Here is a 17673-nt window from a genome sequence, read left to right on the forward strand (position 1 = left end):
CCTGCCGACAGGACCTGGTCCCGGCGGTCCAGCACCACGTCCCGCACATCTGGCTCGGCGAATCCGAACGCGCCCAGGGCCACATCGGCCGCCCAGACATCAAGGGACACCGACAGCACACCCAGAGCCGTACGCGGTATGCCCTCTCCTCTCGTGCCAGTCCCGGCAACAGTGGGGACCTGCAACGGACTTGTGACAGCCGGCACCTGAAGTCATCGGCAGGTGAGTCCGTAAGCTTTACGGACGGCTGTACTCCTGTGTGAATTCCCTTGGCTGGTGAGGGAGCTGTACGGCCGTGCTGTCCGACGGGGGTGCTTTCTGCTGTGGCGATGATGTTGCCGGACGAGCTCGAGTGGGTTCTCGAGATGCTGGGCTACAAGTGGCCGACGGCGAACGAGGACAAGCTCAGAGACTGCGCCACCCAATGGCGGCAGTTCGGCGAGAAGGTCCAAGGGCTCCACACCCGGGCGAACAGCGCCGCGCGCCAGGTCACCGCGCACAACGCCGGTGAATCGATCGACAAGTTCGTCAAGACGTACGAGAAATTCGACGGTGGCGGTGGCGGAGGCGACGGCTATCTTCGCAGCGCCGCCGAAGCCGCGTTCCTCATCGCGACCGTTCTGGACGCCTGCGCCGTCATCGTGGAGGTCGCCAAGTGGGCGGTGATCGCCCAGCTGATCGCCCTGGCGATCGAGATCGTCGCCGCCCACGCCGCCGCACCCTTCACCTTCGGCCTGTCCGAGGTCGCCGGCCTCGGCGCCACCCAGGTCACCCGGCTGATCGTCCGACGGATCCTCGACGAGCTCAAGAAGGCCCTGATCGAGGCGATCATCGAGACGCTGAAAGAGCCCGTGATCTCGGCGGTCGAGGCGATCATCACCGACCTCATCCGCCAGACCGTGAACGTCGGCTTCGGCGCGCAGGAAGGCTACGACGTCGGCGCCACCATCAAGGCGGGCGGCGAGGCGGGCGTCGATGCCCTTCGGCAGAGCCCGCAGACGTTCGCGGAGGGGGTGCGGGACAGTCTGGGGCAGAAGGCGGGGAGTCGGGCGCGGCATGCGATCGACAGCCGGATCGACGGGTACGACGGGTTCGACGGGTCGTCCGGGGGTGACATCGGGAGCGACTCCGGGTCGGACAGTTCCAGCTCGTCCTCGGATTCCTCCTCGTCTTCGGACTCCTCTTCCTCCGACTCCTCTTCCTCCGACTCCTCTTCCTCGGATTCGTCGTCCTCCGGCTCCAACACCTCGACGCGGGCGGGCGATGGCGGCATCCCCGGCGCGAACATAGGCAGCGGTATATCCGCCGACGCGGGCGGCAACGACATCGGCGGACCCGATATCGGTGCGGGCCCCGGGTCGGACTCCGGGTCGGGATCCGATTCCGGGAACACGTCGTCCTCGGACAGCCCGTACTCGAGGCCGGGTCCCTCGTCGGGGCCGTCCCTGTCGGACTTCGACGACCCCTCGCCCGGGGGTCCCTCGTCCAACGGCTCCGACTCGGGCGCTTCTTCGTCCGGTACGCCGAGCACATCCGGCCCTTCGCACACGGGCGGCGGCCCTTCCGTCTCCGGTCTCTCTTCGCCGAGCCCGCACTCAGGTCCCTCCCCCACCCCGTCAGGTGGTACGTCCTCCACGCCGGGCAACGGCTCCATCGGCACCAACATCGACAGCCTGGCCGCCTCCACGCCCACTCAGTCCAACGCGGCACCGACCCCGACGACCGACTCCTCCCCGTCCAGTTCAGGCGGCAGGCCGGACGGCGGCTCAGCGATACCGACCTCGCCCACAGCACCTTCCGCTGGGGGTGCGACGCCGAGCGGGCACCACAGCCCGGGGGGCTCCGGAGGCAGTACGTCCGCCCCGAGCCCGAATCCCGGCTCGGGGCCGGCGAGGAACCCTTCCACTGGAACGCCCTCCACGACAGGGTCCGGGCCCGCGTCGACGCCGAGCCCGACTTCGCCTCGGAGTACACCTGCCTCGACGCCGGACGGGCGAACTCCGGGTGCGGGGGACGGCCGTACACCGGACGGTCGAATACCGAGCCAGCGCCCCGGGAGCACGACCCCGGGCGACGGCAGCACGCCGCGGAACACTCCTGGCACAACGCCGCGCAACAACCCGGCGACGTCTACGCCGGGTGACCGCACCACGCCCCGCAACACGACGGATTCGTCCGGCGGCACCCGTACCAACACGCCGGGGCAGACCCCGAGTACGACCGCCCCGAACCAGAACCCGCCCTCCCAGTCGACTCCTCCCAGGACTGCATCGCCGTCCACCGGCAACCCCACGACCACGCCGTCCACATCGACCGGCACCGGATCCGGGCATACGTCGAGCAGCGGTTCGCCTAGCTCCTCAACACCGAGCAGCAGCAACCCGAACTCCTCGTCCCAGCCGGGCCCCGCCACCCACGGTCCCACCACCCAGGGCACGCCCGGCACCACCCCGAACCAGCCAGGCACCGGCTCCAGCCCCAACAAGCCACCCCAGCAACCCACGGGCAGCACGCCGAACACCCCGAACCAACCGGCCGCACAGCCCAACACCCAACAGCCCCCGGCGAACACCCCGAACCAACATCAGCAGCCCCAGGTCGTAGCAGTCCCGGTCCACCACGTGGTCGCGACGCCGAGCAACCAGCCCCAGCAGTCCACCCCCCAGACATCGGACTCCGCCTCCCACAACCCCAACCACCAGAACACCTCGAACAACCCGAAGCCGAACGAGACCCCGACCCCGGCCTCGGAGACCCGCAACACCAACCCCCCGGGCGGCGTCAGCGACCCCACCCGCGACGAGCAGGACGCCCTGGAGAACTCGGTCCCGCGAGACGAGAACGGTGACCCCACCCGGCCGCCGGACCCCGCGGACGGCCGTTGGGTGGAGCGCATCAACGGCGAGGGCAGGGACGCGCCGGGCCGCAACAACAACTGCGTCGACACGGCCCTGTCCACGGTCGACACGTACGCCGGCAACCCCACGGCTGCAGGGGCGCGCACCCCGGACCTGGACGCAGACGGCAACCCGTCGGACCGCGGCGAGAAGGGCGGCCGCGACCGCATCGAGAACACCCTGGGCGCCCGCTTCAGCGACCTGGGCAACGGACGCGACGCTTTCAACCGCCTGGAGAACACCCTCCGCGACAGTGGCCACGGCTCCCAGGCCGTGATCATCACCCAGGACGCCAACGGACGCGCACACGCGTGGAACGCCGTCAACCACAACGGCAAGATCACCTACATCGACGCCCAGACGGGGCAGCAGAGCTCAAAGCCGCTGCACAGCGGGAACAACGGGGTCTTCGCGATCCCACTGGACTCGAACCGGCAGCCGGTGACGCCGGACCGGCCGGGTGTCACGGACTTCAACAGCTCTGACGCCAGCCGCAGTACCCCTCGAACCACCCCGGATTCTCACGACACGGCGAGGAGACCAGCTGCCGAACCGGCCGGCCAGCCAGGCGACGGCCAGAATCCAGACGGCAAGGACCCGAACGACGAGAACAACAAAGACGACAGCAGCAGCGACAAGGACGGCACGGACAAGAAGGCCGGGCTCGAACCACACCCCGACGACTCTCATCCACGTCTGGATCGCGAGCTCGGCGACAAGAAGGAGCAGCAGGGCAACCTGGACCCGGACGATTCGCAGCAGCGAGTCCGCCAGACCAATCCTGTTTTCCGTCTGCAGCAGGGCCACGTCGACCAGCAGCTGCGGGACTGGGCCCAGAACGGTCGGCTCGCTCATGTCCTGAATGTGGCCGCGGGTTCCGAGTCGGACCCCAATGCCTCCCCGGATCGACCGCGTACCTTCACAGCCGATGGGTTGAACAAGGCCCTGCCCGGATTCGAGTCCCTGAACCGGGGCGAGAAAATGCTGGTCATCTCCACGTTGGCTCGTCTCAGCCAATCGGCTCACGAGCAGTACGGCGTGAACAGCAACCCGATGGACAACGGCCAGGAGTCGGAAGGCGCCGCCAAGCACAAGACCCCCGGCGAGCGCGTCAGAAAGTTGATGACGAAGTTCGGGGTACCGGATACACACACACCGGACCTGACTCAACGAAACTTCGCAGTAGTCGAGTTGCATCGCGACGACGGCACCATCGAATACGTGACGGACTCGTCGTTCCCAAGCCGGTCAGGGGTTACCGGTCTGCATTCGGAACGCCACCTCGCGGACTGGATCGACGACGTCAATAAGGCCAATGAGGGAACAGGGCGCAATTATACGATCGCCGCCCTTTACACCGAACGCGAGCCGTGTGGCGACAAGAAGGGTGGACTCGGGAGTTCCAACTGCTCGAACCTGCTGGGTGAGCGTCTGGCCGGTGCGCCTGTGTACTACAGCGCCACATACCGGGCCGACCCGGCTGATCAGCAGCGATCCGAACTCACCAGGGAACTCCAGAAACAGCGCCGGGCGGAACTCGGGTTGGATCCAAGAGCGGCTCTTCCCGATGAGGAAAAGAAAAAGATCACGGCTCAGGTCAAGAAGCAATTCCCGGTTACCACAAATGAGAAGGCCCGCGATCGAGAGATGGTCAGACATGTCAGGAAGGTCGAAAACCTCTGGAAGGGGATCGCGAAACAGCTAAAGTAGCTCCCCCGAGCCCGTCCCTGTGTGAACGCACCGAAAGTCAGCAGATTCAGCGATGAGCCCTCAGAACCCCACCCCTTCGCCCGTATCACCCGAACAAGCCCTGACCGATCTCCTGGAGTGGTCGGACAGTGGGACCCACCGTGTGGCCGAGTTGACCGGTCCTCCCGGGTCCGGGCGGACAGAGACGCTGCTGCGGCTCAGTGAGGCCCGTAGCGAGGCGGTGGTCGTGGATGCCACCGGGCTGACCTGTGAGGACGTCATCGATCGGGTCATGGCGGCTGCTGGGTTCACCGCTCTGCCGGAGAAGCGGGCGGACTGGGGATTCGAGCTTGAGGACTCCCCGCTCGGTGGCGGGCTGGTCATCATCGTCAATGCCCAGCGTGCGGGGCGTACTCGGCGCTCCACGGAGCCCGAGCGCATGGTGCACCGTTTCACCGGTGCACTTGCTGTTGGCGGCGGTCTCAAGGTCCTGATCGAACGGGACCTGCCGGATGTCCGGTTGGCACACGATCACTTGGTCGTGGCGCTGCGACCGGGCAGTTCCGAAGAGGCTGTAGGGCGCGTGCCCGACGGTGCGGACACCGAGGCGTTGCGTGCGCTCGCGCTGGCCGAGGTCCGTCGTGCTCCCCTGTCCGTGTGGACCGCCCTCGCCCAGGCGCTGGGGTCCCATTTGGGCCGGGTTCCGGATGTCGTCGCAACGCTGGAGGCTTCTGGCGAGTTGCTGGCGGTGGACGGCGACGGCTGGGTCCGGTTTCGCGACGAACGGCATGCCGAGGCGCTGCGTCTGACCACCGATGCCGAGACCGAACGAGCCGTGAATGTGGAGCTCGTCGCATGGCTGCGCGATCAGCCCGCGGCAGCGACGACAGGCCAGTACCTGGCACAGGGACTGGCGATGCACGCCGTGCAGGCCGGCGAGTTCGACTCCGTTCAGCGCTCCGGTCGGCTCGTCGCCCGTATCGATCAAGTCGCCCTGATCGACGCCGCTCACGCCCCCGATGCGTATGTCGTGAACGGGGCGTCCCCGGCCGGGGACGCGGTCAACCTGTGGATGTGCGGCGTCGATTCCCTGTCCCAAGGGGAATGGGCATCGTGGCTACATCTCATGAGCACGGCGCGCGGCGATACGGAGACCGCCGACCAGATCGCCTCGTCCGGCCAGCCGCTGCCGTGGCAGGTGCGCTGGGCCCATTGGCGGCCGCCGGGTGCGCTGAACGCCGCGTACATTCGGCCCGGTCCGCTGGGGGACCCGGTCGTCGGCCCCGAGGACTATCTCCCTGGTCGGCACGTCGTCTCCACTCCGGGGGAATGGGATGGGCGACACCGGGTCTGGGACGCCGAAACCGGCGAGGAGTTGGCCGGCCCGTGGCCGGAGGCCATGCCGTCGCCCGGACAGCACGAGCCGCTCTGGCTCACGGACATGGAACGCAACGTCACACCCGACTGGGACGATCTGACCGTGTTCGACACCCTGGAACCCCCCTTCGTGTCGGATCAGGTGAAGGTCGGCAACCTCCTGGTCGTGACGGGGCTCGGCGGCATTTTCGCGGTCGAGCTCCACGACCCCGCCGCAATTCCGCGCATCAGCAAGGTGCACGGGGAGCCACTCTTCGACGACTCCGGTTTCCTCCCCGCACTGCACCGCGGGCCGGCACGGCGCCGAGGCTCGTACGACCCCGACCTCTTCGAACCGGACGTCGTACGTCGCCTGCCCACCGGCCTCCTGCCCGAGGAGGTGACGGACACCGAAGCACGCCGCATCCTCACGGACGTCGGACTGCCCGCCTTCGAAGGCGCCGCGATCCGGCTCAAGGCTCTGGACGAAGTGGGTCTGCCCCGGCTCGACTCTGGCGACCTCTCGGCAGACGCCGCCCCAGGCACGTACTACAAGATCGGTGCGTGGGGTGCCGGCGACCTGGTCCTGCATGGTGGAACAGGGCAGGTCGTCCTGTTCGGTGCGGACGACTGGAGGGGCGGGGAGGAGGACTTCGATGCCTACTTCGAAGACGAGCCCGATGAATCCGACGGCGGCGGAGAGCAGGAAACCAGCGTCGTGGTGATCGCCGGCAGTCTCGCCGCGTTCATCGATCTGCTCCAGCACTACCTTGTGGCCCGGTGCATGCTGGCGGCCGCGGGGAGCCGTATCGAGCGCGTCGCGATCAGAGACGATCTGGAGGACACTCTGGCCGACCTCGACGACGCGAACGCAGACAGCACTTTCTGGACTGCCGCACTGCGATCCACTGACTGACGATCCTCCCTGACCGACCGATGAGCCTGCCCGTACTTTCTCCGCTCGACAAGGACCGCGCCGCCAAGGGCAGGATCTACTCGACCCGGCGCCTTCCCCTAAGGCGACAGTCGCGAAGGGTCTTCCAGCTCTCCGCCTGCGGAGGATCAGTACAGCGAAAACCCCCCGCTGTGCCGCCCCTGCCCCTTCTTCGGCGGCTGCGAAGGCTGGCTCTGCGGCCCCTTCCGCTCGGGCGAGTCGGACGAGGCGTCGCCGCCCCCGAGTGGTTCCCCGTGTCGGACCCGGTCGCGTTCTTCCTCCGAGAGGGACTCCCACTGACCGCGCAGGGATGCCATGCCTCCGCCCAAGGCACGGGAGACCGCGGGGTCGTCCAGGGCGTCGCGCAGGGGCAGACGGCCGGAGAGCATTCGCTTCGCCGCGTCCTGCATGTCCTTGCTGACGCCATCGGTCTCGGCGAGCTTGCGCAGGGCGGAGTTCAGCGAACGGATCTGGTCCGGTTCGAGGGCCTCGTCCAGTACGCCTCGCTCCTGCGATGAGCCGTCGGGTGCGTTCTCGGGCTTCCTGGTCATTCGCTTCTCCTCGGCTGTCGACACCTCAGTATCTCCCGTCACGTGCGGAGCCCGCCGGGGGATAGCCTGCGCCGGTCAACTTCGTGTTGATCTCTACTCGTTCACCACATCACGGGGATTCCCAGGTATGTCGACGCCTCCACCGCAGTACCAGAATCAGCCGTACGGATACGCGCAGCCGCAGCCCCAACCACCCCGCGGGCCGCAGCCCGGCGCCGCCCTCCGCATGGTCAAGGCCGCCCTCGTCGTCCTCGCCATCTTCGGCGGGCTCGGCTACTACGTCTGGCAGTACAACACGAGCCCCACCGGCGGCAAAGCGAAGGCCGAGGCCTCGGCGTCCGCGGCCGCTGCGGAGGCCAAGACGCACGACCCCGAGGTCGGCGACTGCGTCAAGGTGGCCGACCCGCAGGGCGAACCGCTGCCCACGGTCGTCGACTGCGGCTCCTCCGAGGCCGAGTGAGTGCGGGTCGACGTACGACTACGGCATCCAGTACCGCAACACCCGCGGCTTCGACTACACCTTGTGCTTCACCAAGATGTAAGCGGCTTACACAGGCCCATCGACGGCCGCGGTGCAGGGCCTGGTCGCGATCGGGCCCCAGGCCATCGACGCGCTGCTGCCGTACGTCAGTGACGCCTCCATGTCCGGTCTGCGATACGGCGTCGATGCCGTCCTGACACGCCTCGGCGAACAGACGCTGCCCGGGCACGGTCCGGGACAGCTGCGCGGTGATGCGCTCATGGCCCTGGTCGACCTGGGCGGCGCCGAGTGTCTGGACGAGGTCGACCGCCGCACAATGGAACGCCTGGTGCGGATCAAGCTCAAGTCCGAACGCCCCGTGAGAGTGCCTGGCGCGCCGGGAGATGCCGGGGTCGGGGAGCACAATGGCGACCGCGGCCGCCGGGGAGGCCGCGCCCGAAGTCGGCGACGTCGCCTCGGCCATGGGAGCAGCTCGGGTCTGCTGGCGTCGATGGCGTCGGCCCGCGGTGTGCCGAACCGGCCTGGCGGACCTGTCGGGGTTGACGTCTGCACGCTGATCGATTCCATGCCGGTCCTCCCCCGAAGTGGCTGCCAGGTGGTCGGGCGGCGGTTGCGGGTACCGCCGGGCTGGCGTGACGCGTAGTGCTGGATGGGTGCTGCGGTCTGGCTGATGCACAGTTAATGACGCGTGAAGGGGTTGCGCGCGCCTGCGCGGCCCGCCCCGCCCTTCACACCGCCCGCGCCGCCCCCACCGGCGCTCTCCTGATCTCACTGATAACTTGCTGTTCCTATTTGTTCACTCCGTGGGAATCCAATGAGCCAGCCGCCCTTCCAGCCGCCGCAGCAGCCTGCACAGCCGCCGCACGACCCCAACAACCCGTACGCGCAGCCGGCCCCGCCCCAGCAGGCACCGGGCTTCGGGCCGCCGCCGGTGCCGGGGCAGCCTCCGATGCAGGCCGGGCCGCCGCCGGTACCCGGGCAGCCCTCGATGCCCCCCGGCCAGCCGCCGATGCACCCCGGAGCGCCAGGGATCCCGGGGCAGCCGCAGATGTACCCGATGCAGCCCACTTCGCCGTTCCAGGCGCCGTACGGGCAACTACCGCACACAAGCGGTCACCCGGTCGGCGCGGTCTTCCTCGGCTTCTTCGCGTCGGTCATCGTCTCGATGCTCTACAGCGGCCTCATCCTGGCCACGTACAAGGACATGACGCTCTCCCAGGCCAACACCATGTACCTGGGCCACGCGCTGATCAACGGCGCGGTCGTCGGCTGTCTGATCGGACTGGTGGGTCACCGCAACACGGGTGCACACATCTGGGGGGCCGTGATCGCCGCGGCCGGGGCCTTCTTCGGTTACACCAACGCGCTCCCGCTGATCATCGCCGACAACCAATCGCCCGCCGCCATCGGGGACATGATGGAGGCCGACCCGTTCATCCCGGCGAAGGCATGGTGGAACAACGAGACGGAAGGCGGAGTCGACTGGTTCTCGCCTCTCGGCCTGCTGCTCGCCGCGGCAGCGGCGTGGGGCCTGGCGTACCTCATCGGAAGCAGGCGCCGCCGGGTGTGATCTCCTCGGTTGCCGCCCCGGGCCGCCACCTCCGGGCGCCCGGCCGGCAACTCCCCCGGTAACTCCTCCAGCCGCTCCCTCAGTTCGGCTTCAGCGAAGAGCAGGGCTGTCGCCAAGCCCTGCCAACGCCACGGCGACGCACACCACCACCATCGCCCATCGGGTACGGCCCCTCCGGGCAAGGACGAAGCCACAGCCACTGAGGACGCCCCCCACGGCGTACGTGCCGACCCAGACCCCGCCGGATTCGCCCCTACCGAGCCGTACGACGATCAGCCCGAGGCAGACGACGGTGGCCAACCCGGCGAGCGCCGCGTACATCCCACGCGCCCGCCGCGCATCGCGCTCCCGCCTTTCCGCGAGCTCCGCCCGGCCCTGAGCCTGGAACCGGGCCCGCAGTCGACCGTCGCCCTCATGCGGCGCCATTACGCTCCTTCCAGCGAAGCCAGCACCAACGCCAACGGCAGGGTGGCGACAGCAAGGGCGAGCCCCGACGCGGCCATCCCGGCGCGGATCTCGCTCCTGCCCCGTACCCCCAGGTACGCGGCGATCACCGGCAGGACGCAGCACAGCAACAGGCTGAAGCGCCAGCCCTCTTCCGAGATGAAGAAGATCATGACGGCCAGGCAGACCGGCACCGAGGCGACGGTCATCACACGGCAGCGCGAGAGGAAGCGCTCGAGGTCGTCGGCCCCACCGAAGAAACTCATGATCGCCCTGCTCCCCGATCCACGGCATGCCTACACGGCGGCATGGTCGTACCCACTGCTCCCCACCTGCGGAAATCCATCCGCCGCGGAGAACCCGTTGATGGCCGTCGACATGACGACACCGAGCGCGCTCAGCGCCGACGCGAACGTGTCGAACGCCTTCGACGCCTCGGCCCACAGCTGCATGAGCCGGATGGCCTCAGCCGCCGCCAGTGCGAACATGGCCGCGGACGCCACCTGCCCGCCGACCGGGATCGCGTTGACGGCCTGCGCCGCGAGGAGGTTGACCAGCCAGATGACGAGCAGGTCGCAGAACATCACCAGGAACGACTTCAGGAATTCCGCGAACTGGAACGCCATCTGCGCCGCCTGCTTGTAACAGCTCTGCAGGGACTTGAACGTCTCCTTGATCTCCTCGAGCTTCTTGCTGAACTCGTCGAAGTAGACGGTCGCGGCGTTCGCGGCGTTGCCGTCCCAGGTCAGACCGACGTTCTGAGTGCCCTTGCGCACGTTCGTGGCCACGGAGTCGCAGAAGGACGCGAGATTGCCCCACACGTCGGAGCAGTCGTTGTATTTGTTCCAGTCCCCGAACACCCAGTTCGTCACTTCGGCGAAGGGGTCGAAGTCGAAGAGCAGCTTGGAGGCCTCCACGGCCATCGCCGAGGGGCTGCCCAGGTCGAGGGCGCTGCCGAGCGTCTTCTGCACGGGACTCATCTGGAATTCGTCCGCGTGACCCGATGCGTACTTGACGATGGGGTTGCTGGGGTCGCCCGGCGGCTTCAGCACATCCACGGCGTCACTGGCATCGGAGAAGTCCTGCGGATCGCCCCCGGATTCGCCACCCGACACCTTGGAACCCGGATAGGTGGCGTCGAGCTTGGCCGCTTGGTCGGTGTCCGTCGACCTGTAGTACTTGGCGGTCCCGGTCAGCTCCTTCTCGGACGACTCGAGAAGGCCCTTCACCTTCCCCAGGGCCTTCTTCGCCTCGCTGACGTACTGCTCGTGATCACCCGCGACGAGATCCCAGGCGGCTCCGCCCACCGTCGCGTCGATCTGCGCGTGATTTCCGGTGTACGAGACCGCTTGCGCACTGCCGTCCGCGGCACGCCCCACGAGCTTCGAGAAGCCGTCGATCGCACCGGGTTCCACCCGAAAGTTCATTTCTCCCCCATTGCCTGCGTCAGAGCTACGACGGTTCAGTACCTACGCGCCTCAGTACAAGGACCAGCCACGCCCGTCGTGACGCGACTTCTCACCGGACCGGTTCTCGGACTCCGCCCGCCGCTGCTCCTCGAGCTGCCGCTCGCCCTCCGCCGCGAGCGCCTCACGCTCGCTGTCGGACATGGCGGCCCATTTCTCGGCGAGCGGCGCGGACTGTACGACGGCCTCCTCGGCGTACGCCGACACATTGGCCGCCTCACGCAGCCCCATACGGCCGGAGAGGACCTCCTGGGCCATCTCCTTCAGCGCCGGACCGCCGAGCCCCGAGGCGAGGTGCTCCAGCGATTGCTTGAGCACCTTGGCCTGGGCGGCGTCCTGCTGGGTCATCTCCAGAAACTCGGAGTCGTCCACGCGCTTGTCGGAAGGGTTTGCGGCGCTGTCCAAGGGATTACCTCATCCGGAGGCTCGGCGGGTCTTAACCGGCGCGAACCTACCAACGCATCTGCGAACGCTCAACACACGCACTGTGCGGGTATCGCGCATGCCGTGCCAACTCGACAACGACCGTGATGTGTTGGCCTCTTCAGCAGGCGATTTCTCAGAATCCGCCAGAAATGACCAGAATGGACGGATAGGCGCGAGGGGCGCATGCGGGAGCCGTCACCGAGAATCCGCACCTCGGCGCTGAGCCAACCGCCCACGCCGCTCGGAGCCGCGCATCGGCGCGTCCCGCTCGGCACGCTCACGGTCCACCTCCGCCTGCTGCCGCGCGTCCCACTCCACGAACCGCGCCTTGGACTCCTGACGCTCCGCGTACGTCTGATCGTCGGCCGCCCGGCGAATCTCGTGCATCCGCTGGAACACGGCCTCGGTGTAGCGCGGATCCGTGAAGGCGTCCTTGACGTCGACATCCCCGCTCAGCACGGACCGCGCCATCTCCCGCAGATCCGGACTGAGCGAGGTCGCGCCGGCGATGGTCCGAAGCGAGCGATGCAGCCGCAGGGCCTGCTCGGTGTCCTGGGCGACCCCCATCAGTTCCTCGTCCTGGATTTCCCGGTCGGCGGTCATGGGTGCGGGGACCTTCCTGCCAGAGGTGAGTAGGGGGCGGCAAGGGTCACCCGAATTCATTACGGGCCCAGTCGTCGGCGCTGCCTGGGGAGCTGGAGGAACCAGAGGATCCGGAGTTCGCCGCCGAGGAGGAGGCCATGGGCCTGTTGGCGGCCTGTGTGGTGCCGGCTCCAGAGCCCGTGCCCGCAGAACCGTCGGCAGCAGACACACCGTTGGCATCCCGCCCACTCCCGGTGATCGCGTCGACTCCGTGCTGCACTCGCTCCCCGGCCGCCCCGGTGACCCGCTCCGTCGCCGCGTCCACGGCGTTGTTCACATGCGTGCTCGGATCCACGTAATCGGCGAAGGACGACCCCTCACCCCCCGTGACCTCATTCTTCAGGCCGTCGACGTACTCATCGGCCGCCTTCTTGCCGATATCCGCCGTCTCACCGAGATCGACACCGGATCGCGCGTCGAAGTACGTCTCGATGCTCTGCTGCCCGATGTTCTGCGCCATTCCTACGGCGGCTTCGGTGGCCTTCTCCTTGGCGGCGTCGACCACCTTCTCCTGGACGAACTGCTTGCCCTGCTCCTTGAGCTGGTCCTTGGCGAACTGCTTGACCTTTTCCTTGGTGATCTTCTCGAGCTGCTCCTTGGCCATCTTCTTGATGGCGTCCATGGTGGCGTGCTCCATGGCCTTGGTGACCGCCTCCATGACCTCCCTCTTGAGCCGGTCCAGCAACTCTCGGACGATCAGCCGCGTGGCCTGCGTCGCACCCAGGGCACCGACCTCGGAGAGCCCGAAGGTGAAAGGAGCCGCCGCCTGGGCGGCGATGATCTCGATGGCCAGGGCGATGAGTTGGGCGATCACGGCCAGTTTCGCCGTGAGGACGGCCACAGCGGCGGCATCGAACGCGAAGGCGATCACATCGCACGCGAGCTTCGCATCCGGCAGATAACGGTCCTCGCCGTTCGCGCCGGTGTAGGCGCCCCAGTCCTTGCTGAATCCATCAATGGCCGTACCGAAATTGTGAGAGACAACGGTACGGGCGAGCCCCTCGCCCTTCTGCTGGATCTCTTCGAGGTCCGCACCGAAAGCCCGCCAGGTCTCAGCGACCTTGTGCAATGCTTCCTCGTCGGCCTCGGGCCAGGAGTAGCCGAGCAGATCGAGCACCCAGACCAGCTCACCGGGAAGTGTGAGCGACATGCCAATAGCCCCCGAATTTATTTATAATTGGCAGGTGGATCAGAATTTGCGGTTAATCAGAACTGGCCGGAGATCTTGTCCATCATCCCACTGTTGGACGTATCCGACGCATCGTAATTCCGAGCCATGCCCTGCAGATTGGAACCGATCTTCTCGAGCCGTTCCGCGAGACTGTCCATGGATGTGAAGATCCCGTCACGAATCGGCGTGTAGATCTGCCCGAAGATCTCCCCGAAGTCCGCATCCGCCCAAGGCTCACCGAGCGCTTCGAGAGCATCCTGGAACCGCTTGGACGCGGTCGTGAAATCACCGCCGAGGTCGGCGAACTTGCCTCCCTGCCTGCGCAGTACATCCGTGTCCACGCTAAAGGTGTCGAACTCCATGGCGCTCCCCCGACCGGCCCTTGCCGTAGTTCATATTGGACGACAGACCGATACCTTAGACTCCTCGCGCGCGGCGCCGCCAACCCGCCAGTCAAGAGATCGTCAAGTCATTCAAGGGGGCACCAAAATTGGTGACAACACAGCCGCGTTACGGCAGCACGGGGAGCCTATGGATGGGACGGCTCCTCGGATTGGGACTGCTCCTCGTGGCCGCGGTCGTCGCCACGGTGACCATTCCGGAACTGCGCAGTGAACTCGCCGGTGACGGCACCGAAGGAACCCTCACGGTTTCTTCATGCGAAACACACACGAAGACCCATTACGGCACGCACAGGCGTTCCACGGAACTCAAGTTCAGCTGCACCGGAAATTGGAGCACACAAGACGGCAAGGCCGGCTACCAAGATGTGACGGTGGAAACGTCATCGCGCTACGAAGGCGGTGCGAAAGTCCCCGTGATCCAGGTGGACGACACCTTCCAGCTACCGCAGGACCGCGACCCCGGCGACGACGCCGCGATCCTCGCGTCCTGCCTCTCCGTGCTGGCCGTCGGCATCTACTGCCTCCTGACCGGCTTCGGCGGCCGCAACGGCCCCGGCCTCGCAGCCTCCTGGCAGAACCTGCCGGCGCGGGCCATCACCGCCCCCGTGCTGGGCGGCCTGTTCACCGTGGGCGCCCTGGTAGCACTGATCTGCACCGTAGCCCTGTGACAGCGTCGTCCCCATTTCTGAGGAACCGTCAATGACCCAAGTACAAGGGACCGCCACCGACGACCGGACGAGCCTCGGCCGCCTCATCGGCGCGGGCCTGATCCTCGTAGGCCTCGTCCTCCTGGCCCTCGGCGCCTACCTCGGCCCGTACACCTACGCCACGGCCACCCCGGGCAAGCTCACCGTCGACACCTGCACGGTCGACTACAAGTACCGCACGAGCACGTCGAGCAGTTCCCGCAAGAAGACGAAGACCCGCTGGTGCTACGGCACCTTCAAGTCCACCGACGGCTCGGTGACGGACCTCAACGCCGAACTCAAGAGCGACGCCCTGCACCAACGCGGCTACGTCATCGAGGCCCTCAAGACCGGCGACACCACCTACAAACTGGACCGTGGCTGGGTCTACGCCATCGCGGTGGGCTGCGCGTGGCTGTTCGGTGCCCTGATCTCCCTCGCCATCGGCTTCTTCGCCACTGTCACCGGCTTCCCCTTCGGACAGGCGTCGGGGCAGGGCCTGTTCCGCACGTGCCTGGTACTGGTCGGGGTGGGCGCGGTCGGACTCACCGTCAGCTTGCTGGTGGCGTTCTTCGCATGACAAAAGCCCCGGTGCCCCTGAAAGGGAGGGCACCGGGGCCAATCACCGGTCGAGCAGGGTGCGATCCCTTGCTCGGGTCTCTCAGCCCGATGCTCGTTGCCCCCTGCTCTTGCGGAACAGCAGCAGACTGCCCCCCGCGACGAACAGCACACCACAACCGAGCGCACTCAGGCCGGTCGCGAGCAGCTCCGTTTCCATCGCCGGATGGGAGATCTTTTCGGTGCCGGTAGGCGACGCGAAGTGCTTGACGTCGCCCTTGTACGGCTTGGGCGCAGTGTCGATCTTCGGCGGACTGCCCGCCGCTCGCACTGCCGCGGCGGCGTTGATCTGGCCGGCACCGACGAGCGCGTTGTGCCCACCTGCGGGGTGGTCGGCCGTATGCATAAGGATCGCGCGAGTCTGGGCCGGGGTCAGGTCCGGGTTCTCGGCGAGCATCAGCGCGGTGACACCGGCGGCGAGCGCCGTGGCCGGGGACGTGCCGTTGACGGAGCGGTAGCCGCCGTCCTTGTCGGCGCTGATGATGCCGACGCCCGGGGCCGCGATGGTGTTGTGGGTGCGCACCGTGGAGAAGTCCGCGCGCTGTCCTCCGGGCTTAGTTGCGGCAACGGAGATCACGTTCGCGTACCCGGCGGGGAAGTTGCCTTCGTTGCCCTCGTCACCACTGTTGCCCGTGGCGGCCAACAGGGTGACCCCTTTATGTACAGCACCAGCCGCGGCGGCGAGGTCCTCGCCGGTCATTTGGTTCACTACGCCTCCGCCGAGGGATAGCGAAATCACGTCGGCTCCGTTCGCCACCGCGAAATCAATACCCTTCGCGATGGGGCTGAGACCCCTCTCAAGCTTGTACTCGCGGCTGTCGTTGATCACCCGAACACTGATGATCTCCGCCTTGGGCGCGACCTTGAGAACGTCCGAGACCATAGCGGTTCCGTGCACGCCGTAGCCGTCGTCGCCAGGTTCGAGACCATCTGAATTGTAGAAATCAGGGCCGACCTTGGCGACCCGGCCTTTGAGCGCCGGATGGTCTGAATTGATGCCGCTGTCCAGGACGGCCACGGTCACGCCGTCTCCCTGGTTGACCTTGTGGGCCGTCGGCAGGCCCAGGGCAGCCGATTCCCAGCTGATCGGCGCATTCTCAGCGGCTGACGCGGGTACCGCGCCCCAAGAGAGGGTCGCACCCATCAGGACCATCAGCGCAGCACCCGTGACGGTGGCGTTGCGCATGGATCGGGTGGTCACTGCGTGTCTCCCCTCTGCAGGCGGTCCATATGAGCGCGGAAGAGAGTGACGAGGTCCTCGGCGTTGGCGCTCCAGGACTCGCGGTCCGTGTCGCTGTCGTCGCTCCACTCGCCAGGCAGATCGCCCGCGACGTAACCGTCGACGGAGCCGACGCTGGCCGCCACGACATACGGCATGTTCTCGCCACCGACCGGCGCGAGGGCGGAGCCATTCCGGTGCTTCCACTTGGCGGCCAGGGTGCCGGGCACCGCATACGGTGCAACCACGCCATCGTCGTAGAGATGGTTCTGGTAGGCCGAGTAGACCTTCTCCCTCGGCCCGCTCTCGGGGCCCTCGGGCAACACCACGACAGCCACGGTGGCGACCATGTTCGCGGTGGGGTCGACGTACGTAGCGCGCAACACTGCCTTGCAGCCGTTGTCGTTGGCAGCCTTCAACGTGTAACGCGTGAGGCCCTTGTCGCACTCTGTCTCCGGCGAGATCCCCACCCGATGCCAGATCGCCTGCTTGGGGTCGTACAACCCGCCGTTGTAGCCACCGCGACCGCCGAGTGTGACCGGAAAGACGCTGTCCACCGGCTCGTCGCGCCACATCACGCTGCCGTACTCGTCATTCGGTATCTCCTGCCCGGCGTTGCTGTACGCGTGAGCCGTCAGCGCTCCGCCGCCGAGCATGCCGAGCACGCCGAATACGGCGAGCAGACTTCCGATGACCTTTCGGCCACTGCCGCCCCCGCCCGGGGGTGGAACCTGCGCGCCGGGCATGTGGTTCCCGGGCACAGGGCTCCCGGGTGGGGCATACGCACCGTACTGAGACGGTCCCGGTTGCGTTGGCGGCGGCACAGGGGGCGTGGGCGGGGCCGGCGGCGGGACAGAACCTGCCCCCTGCCATTGCGGCTGCCAACCACTCTGCGGTAGCGGCTGCCCATATGGGTTGCCGCTTCCCGGCGGCGGGGGATAAGACATCGGGTTCTTCCCTCTCAGAGCTCTATCTGCGAGGGAGCACGATGGGTGATCCGGGCTCTCGTGACAGAGCCGGCATCTCAATTGACTCGCAACCCAGGTTGCTGCGAAGCCCACTTACAGCGGCTAACACAATGAGCTGGTTCGGTCCTGCTGGCCGTGTCCATGCAGGGAG

At 67.2% G+C, this 17673-nt stretch carries 18 protein-coding genes and 2 pseudogenes; 8 read left to right on the plus strand and 12 right to left on the minus strand.

Features of this window, described 5'->3' with window-relative positions; genetic code table 11:
* Window positions 1-365: 365 nt before the first annotated feature.
* Window positions 366-689 (plus strand): annotated as a pseudogene (locus IE325_RS47265) (WXG100-like domain-containing protein); the annotation flags it as partial.
* 239 nt (window positions 690-928) lie between these two features.
* Here IE325_RS47265 and IE325_RS47270 read toward each other — a convergent pair.
* Together IE325_RS47270 and IE325_RS45615 are read right to left on the minus strand one after the other, a co-directional pair.
* Window positions 929-1549 carry a hypothetical protein gene (locus IE325_RS47270; protein ID WP_444546211.1) on the minus strand — a complete coding sequence of 207 codons (621 nt, stop codon included), beginning with the start codon at window positions 1547-1549 and terminating at the stop codon, window positions 929-931.
* 144 nt (window positions 1550-1693) lie between these two features.
* Window positions 1694-2512 (minus strand): hypothetical protein, encoded by an 819-nt coding sequence (locus IE325_RS45615; RefSeq protein WP_190076141.1) that lies wholly within the window; start codon window positions 2510-2512, stop codon window positions 1694-1696.
* Window positions 2513-2942: 430 nt separating this feature from the next.
* Between IE325_RS45615 and IE325_RS45620 the strand changes: the two are divergent.
* Together IE325_RS45620 and IE325_RS45625 are read left to right on the plus strand one after the other, a co-directional pair.
* A pseudogene (locus IE325_RS45620) lies at window positions 2943-4607 on the plus strand (toxin glutamine deamidase domain-containing protein); the annotation flags it as partial.
* 142 nt (window positions 4608-4749) lie between these two features.
* Window positions 4750-6858: an SUKH-4 family immunity protein gene (locus tag IE325_RS45625; RefSeq protein WP_190076143.1), complete on the plus strand. Its 2109-nt coding sequence runs from the start codon at window positions 4750-4752 to the stop codon at window positions 6856-6858.
* A 146-nt stretch (window positions 6859-7004) separates the two neighbouring features.
* Here IE325_RS45625 and IE325_RS45630 read toward each other — a convergent pair whose 3' ends face one another.
* Window positions 7005-7427: a hypothetical protein gene (locus IE325_RS45630; protein WP_190076144.1), complete on the minus strand. Its 423-nt coding sequence runs from the start codon at window positions 7425-7427 to the stop codon at window positions 7005-7007.
* 127 nt (window positions 7428-7554) lie between these two features.
* On the opposite strand from IE325_RS45630, the gene IE325_RS45635 reads away from it, so the two are divergent.
* The 3 genes from IE325_RS45635 (at window position 7555) to IE325_RS45645 (ending at window position 9478) form a co-directional block, all read left to right on the plus strand.
* On the plus strand, window positions 7555-7887 hold the full coding sequence (locus IE325_RS45635; RefSeq protein WP_229912561.1) for a hypothetical protein: 333 nt from the start codon (window positions 7555-7557) through the stop codon (window positions 7885-7887).
* Between the two features lie 112 nt (window positions 7888-7999).
* Entirely contained in the window at window positions 8000-8551 is a 552-nt protein-coding gene (locus IE325_RS45640; protein ID WP_190076145.1) for a hypothetical protein, read from the plus strand.
* 171 nt (window positions 8552-8722) lie between these two features.
* Window positions 8723-9478: a hypothetical protein gene (locus IE325_RS45645; protein ID WP_190076146.1), complete on the plus strand. Its 756-nt coding sequence runs from the start codon at window positions 8723-8725 to the stop codon at window positions 9476-9478.
* A 90-nt stretch (window positions 9479-9568) separates the two neighbouring features.
* Here IE325_RS45645 and IE325_RS45650 read toward each other — a convergent pair whose 3' ends face one another.
* The 7 genes from IE325_RS45650 to IE325_RS45680 all read right to left on the minus strand — a co-directional run bounded on the left by IE325_RS45650 (window position 9569) and on the right by IE325_RS45680 (window position 13989).
* Complete coding sequence (locus IE325_RS45650) at window positions 9569-9904, minus strand: hypothetical protein (protein ID WP_190076147.1); 336 nt, start codon at window positions 9902-9904, stop codon at window positions 9569-9571.
* Window positions 9904-10188 (minus strand): hypothetical protein, encoded by a 285-nt coding sequence (locus IE325_RS45655; RefSeq protein WP_190076148.1) that lies wholly within the window; start codon window positions 10186-10188, stop codon window positions 9904-9906. Before IE325_RS45655 ends, IE325_RS45650 begins: the two co-directional genes overlap by 1 nt.
* A gap of 30 nt (window positions 10189-10218) precedes the next feature.
* A complete protein-coding gene (locus IE325_RS45660; protein WP_190076149.1) occupies window positions 10219-11349 on the minus strand; it encodes a hypothetical protein in 1131 nt (376 codons plus the stop codon).
* 51 nt (window positions 11350-11400) lie between these two features.
* On the minus strand, window positions 11401-11793 hold the full coding sequence (locus tag IE325_RS45665; RefSeq protein WP_190076150.1) for a hypothetical protein: 393 nt from the start codon (window positions 11791-11793) through the stop codon (window positions 11401-11403).
* 216 nt (window positions 11794-12009) lie between these two features.
* Window positions 12010-12417: a hypothetical protein gene (locus tag IE325_RS45670; protein WP_190076151.1), complete on the minus strand. Its 408-nt coding sequence runs from the start codon at window positions 12415-12417 to the stop codon at window positions 12010-12012.
* Between the two features lie 46 nt (window positions 12418-12463).
* The gene (locus IE325_RS45675) at window positions 12464-13606 is read right to left on the minus strand and encodes a WXG100-like domain-containing protein (protein ID WP_190076152.1); all 1143 of its coding nucleotides are present in this window, start codon (window positions 13604-13606) and stop codon (window positions 12464-12466) included.
* Window positions 13607-13662: 56 nt separating this feature from the next.
* The gene (locus tag IE325_RS45680; RefSeq protein WP_190076153.1) at window positions 13663-13989 is read right to left on the minus strand and encodes a hypothetical protein; all 327 of its coding nucleotides are present in this window, start codon (window positions 13987-13989) and stop codon (window positions 13663-13665) included.
* 173 nt (window positions 13990-14162) lie between these two features.
* Between IE325_RS45680 and IE325_RS45685 the strand changes: the two genes are divergently transcribed.
* Window positions 14163-14699, plus strand: coding sequence for a hypothetical protein (locus tag IE325_RS45685; protein WP_190076154.1), 537 nt, complete (start codon window positions 14163-14165; stop codon window positions 14697-14699).
* 31 nt (window positions 14700-14730) lie between these two features.
* Window positions 14731-15297, plus strand: coding sequence for a hypothetical protein (locus IE325_RS45690; protein WP_190076155.1), 567 nt, complete (start codon window positions 14731-14733; stop codon window positions 15295-15297).
* Between the two features lie 81 nt (window positions 15298-15378).
* On the opposite strand, the gene IE325_RS45695 is transcribed toward IE325_RS45690, so the two are convergent.
* Window positions 15379-16536, minus strand: coding sequence for a S8 family peptidase (locus IE325_RS45695; RefSeq protein WP_190076156.1), 1158 nt, complete (start codon window positions 16534-16536; stop codon window positions 15379-15381).
* Entirely contained in the window at window positions 16533-17300 is a 768-nt protein-coding gene (locus tag IE325_RS45700) for a hypothetical protein (RefSeq protein ID WP_190076157.1), read from the minus strand. Before IE325_RS45700 ends, IE325_RS45695 begins: the two co-directional genes overlap by 4 nt.
* Window positions 17301-17673: the final 373 nt, after the last annotated feature.

Source organism: Streptomyces lanatus (assembly GCF_014655715.1).
GTDB lineage: Bacteria > Actinomycetota > Actinomycetes > Streptomycetales > Streptomycetaceae > Streptomyces > Streptomyces lanatus.

What these genes read in the sequence shown, in the direction of transcription:
- IE325_RS45685 (WP_190076154.1), top strand. Translation starts at nt 14,163, where the DNA reads ATGGGACGGCTCCTCGGATTGGGACTGCTCCTCGTGGCCGCGGTCGTC.
- IE325_RS45670 (WP_190076151.1), bottom strand. Translation starts at nt 12,417, where the DNA reads ATGACCGCCGACCGGGAAATCCAGGACGAGGAACTGATGGGGGTCGCC.
- IE325_RS45660 (WP_190076149.1), bottom strand. Translation starts at nt 11,349, where the DNA reads ATGAACTTTCGGGTGGAACCCGGTGCGATCGACGGCTTCTCGAAGCTC.
- IE325_RS45700 (WP_190076157.1), bottom strand. Translation starts at nt 17,300, where the DNA reads ATGCCCGGCGCGCAGGTTCCACCCCCGGGCGGGGGCGGCAGTGGCCGA.
- IE325_RS45645 (WP_190076146.1), top strand. Translation starts at nt 8,723, where the DNA reads ATGAGCCAGCCGCCCTTCCAGCCGCCGCAGCAGCCTGCACAGCCGCCG.
- IE325_RS45650 (WP_190076147.1), bottom strand. Translation starts at nt 9,904, where the DNA reads ATGGCGCCGCATGAGGGCGACGGTCGACTGCGGGCCCGGTTCCAGGCT.
- IE325_RS45675 (WP_190076152.1), bottom strand. Translation starts at nt 13,606, where the DNA reads ATGTCGCTCACACTTCCCGGTGAGCTGGTCTGGGTGCTCGATCTGCTC.
- IE325_RS45680 (WP_190076153.1), bottom strand. Translation starts at nt 13,989, where the DNA reads ATGGAGTTCGACACCTTTAGCGTGGACACGGATGTACTGCGCAGGCAG.
- IE325_RS45655 (WP_190076148.1), bottom strand. Translation starts at nt 10,188, where the DNA reads ATGAGTTTCTTCGGTGGGGCCGACGACCTCGAGCGCTTCCTCTCGCGC.
- IE325_RS45635 (WP_229912561.1), top strand. Translation starts at nt 7,555, where the DNA reads ATGTCGACGCCTCCACCGCAGTACCAGAATCAGCCGTACGGATACGCG.
- IE325_RS45690 (WP_190076155.1), top strand. Translation starts at nt 14,731, where the DNA reads ATGACCCAAGTACAAGGGACCGCCACCGACGACCGGACGAGCCTCGGC.
- IE325_RS45630 (WP_190076144.1), bottom strand. Translation starts at nt 7,427, where the DNA reads ATGACCAGGAAGCCCGAGAACGCACCCGACGGCTCATCGCAGGAGCGA.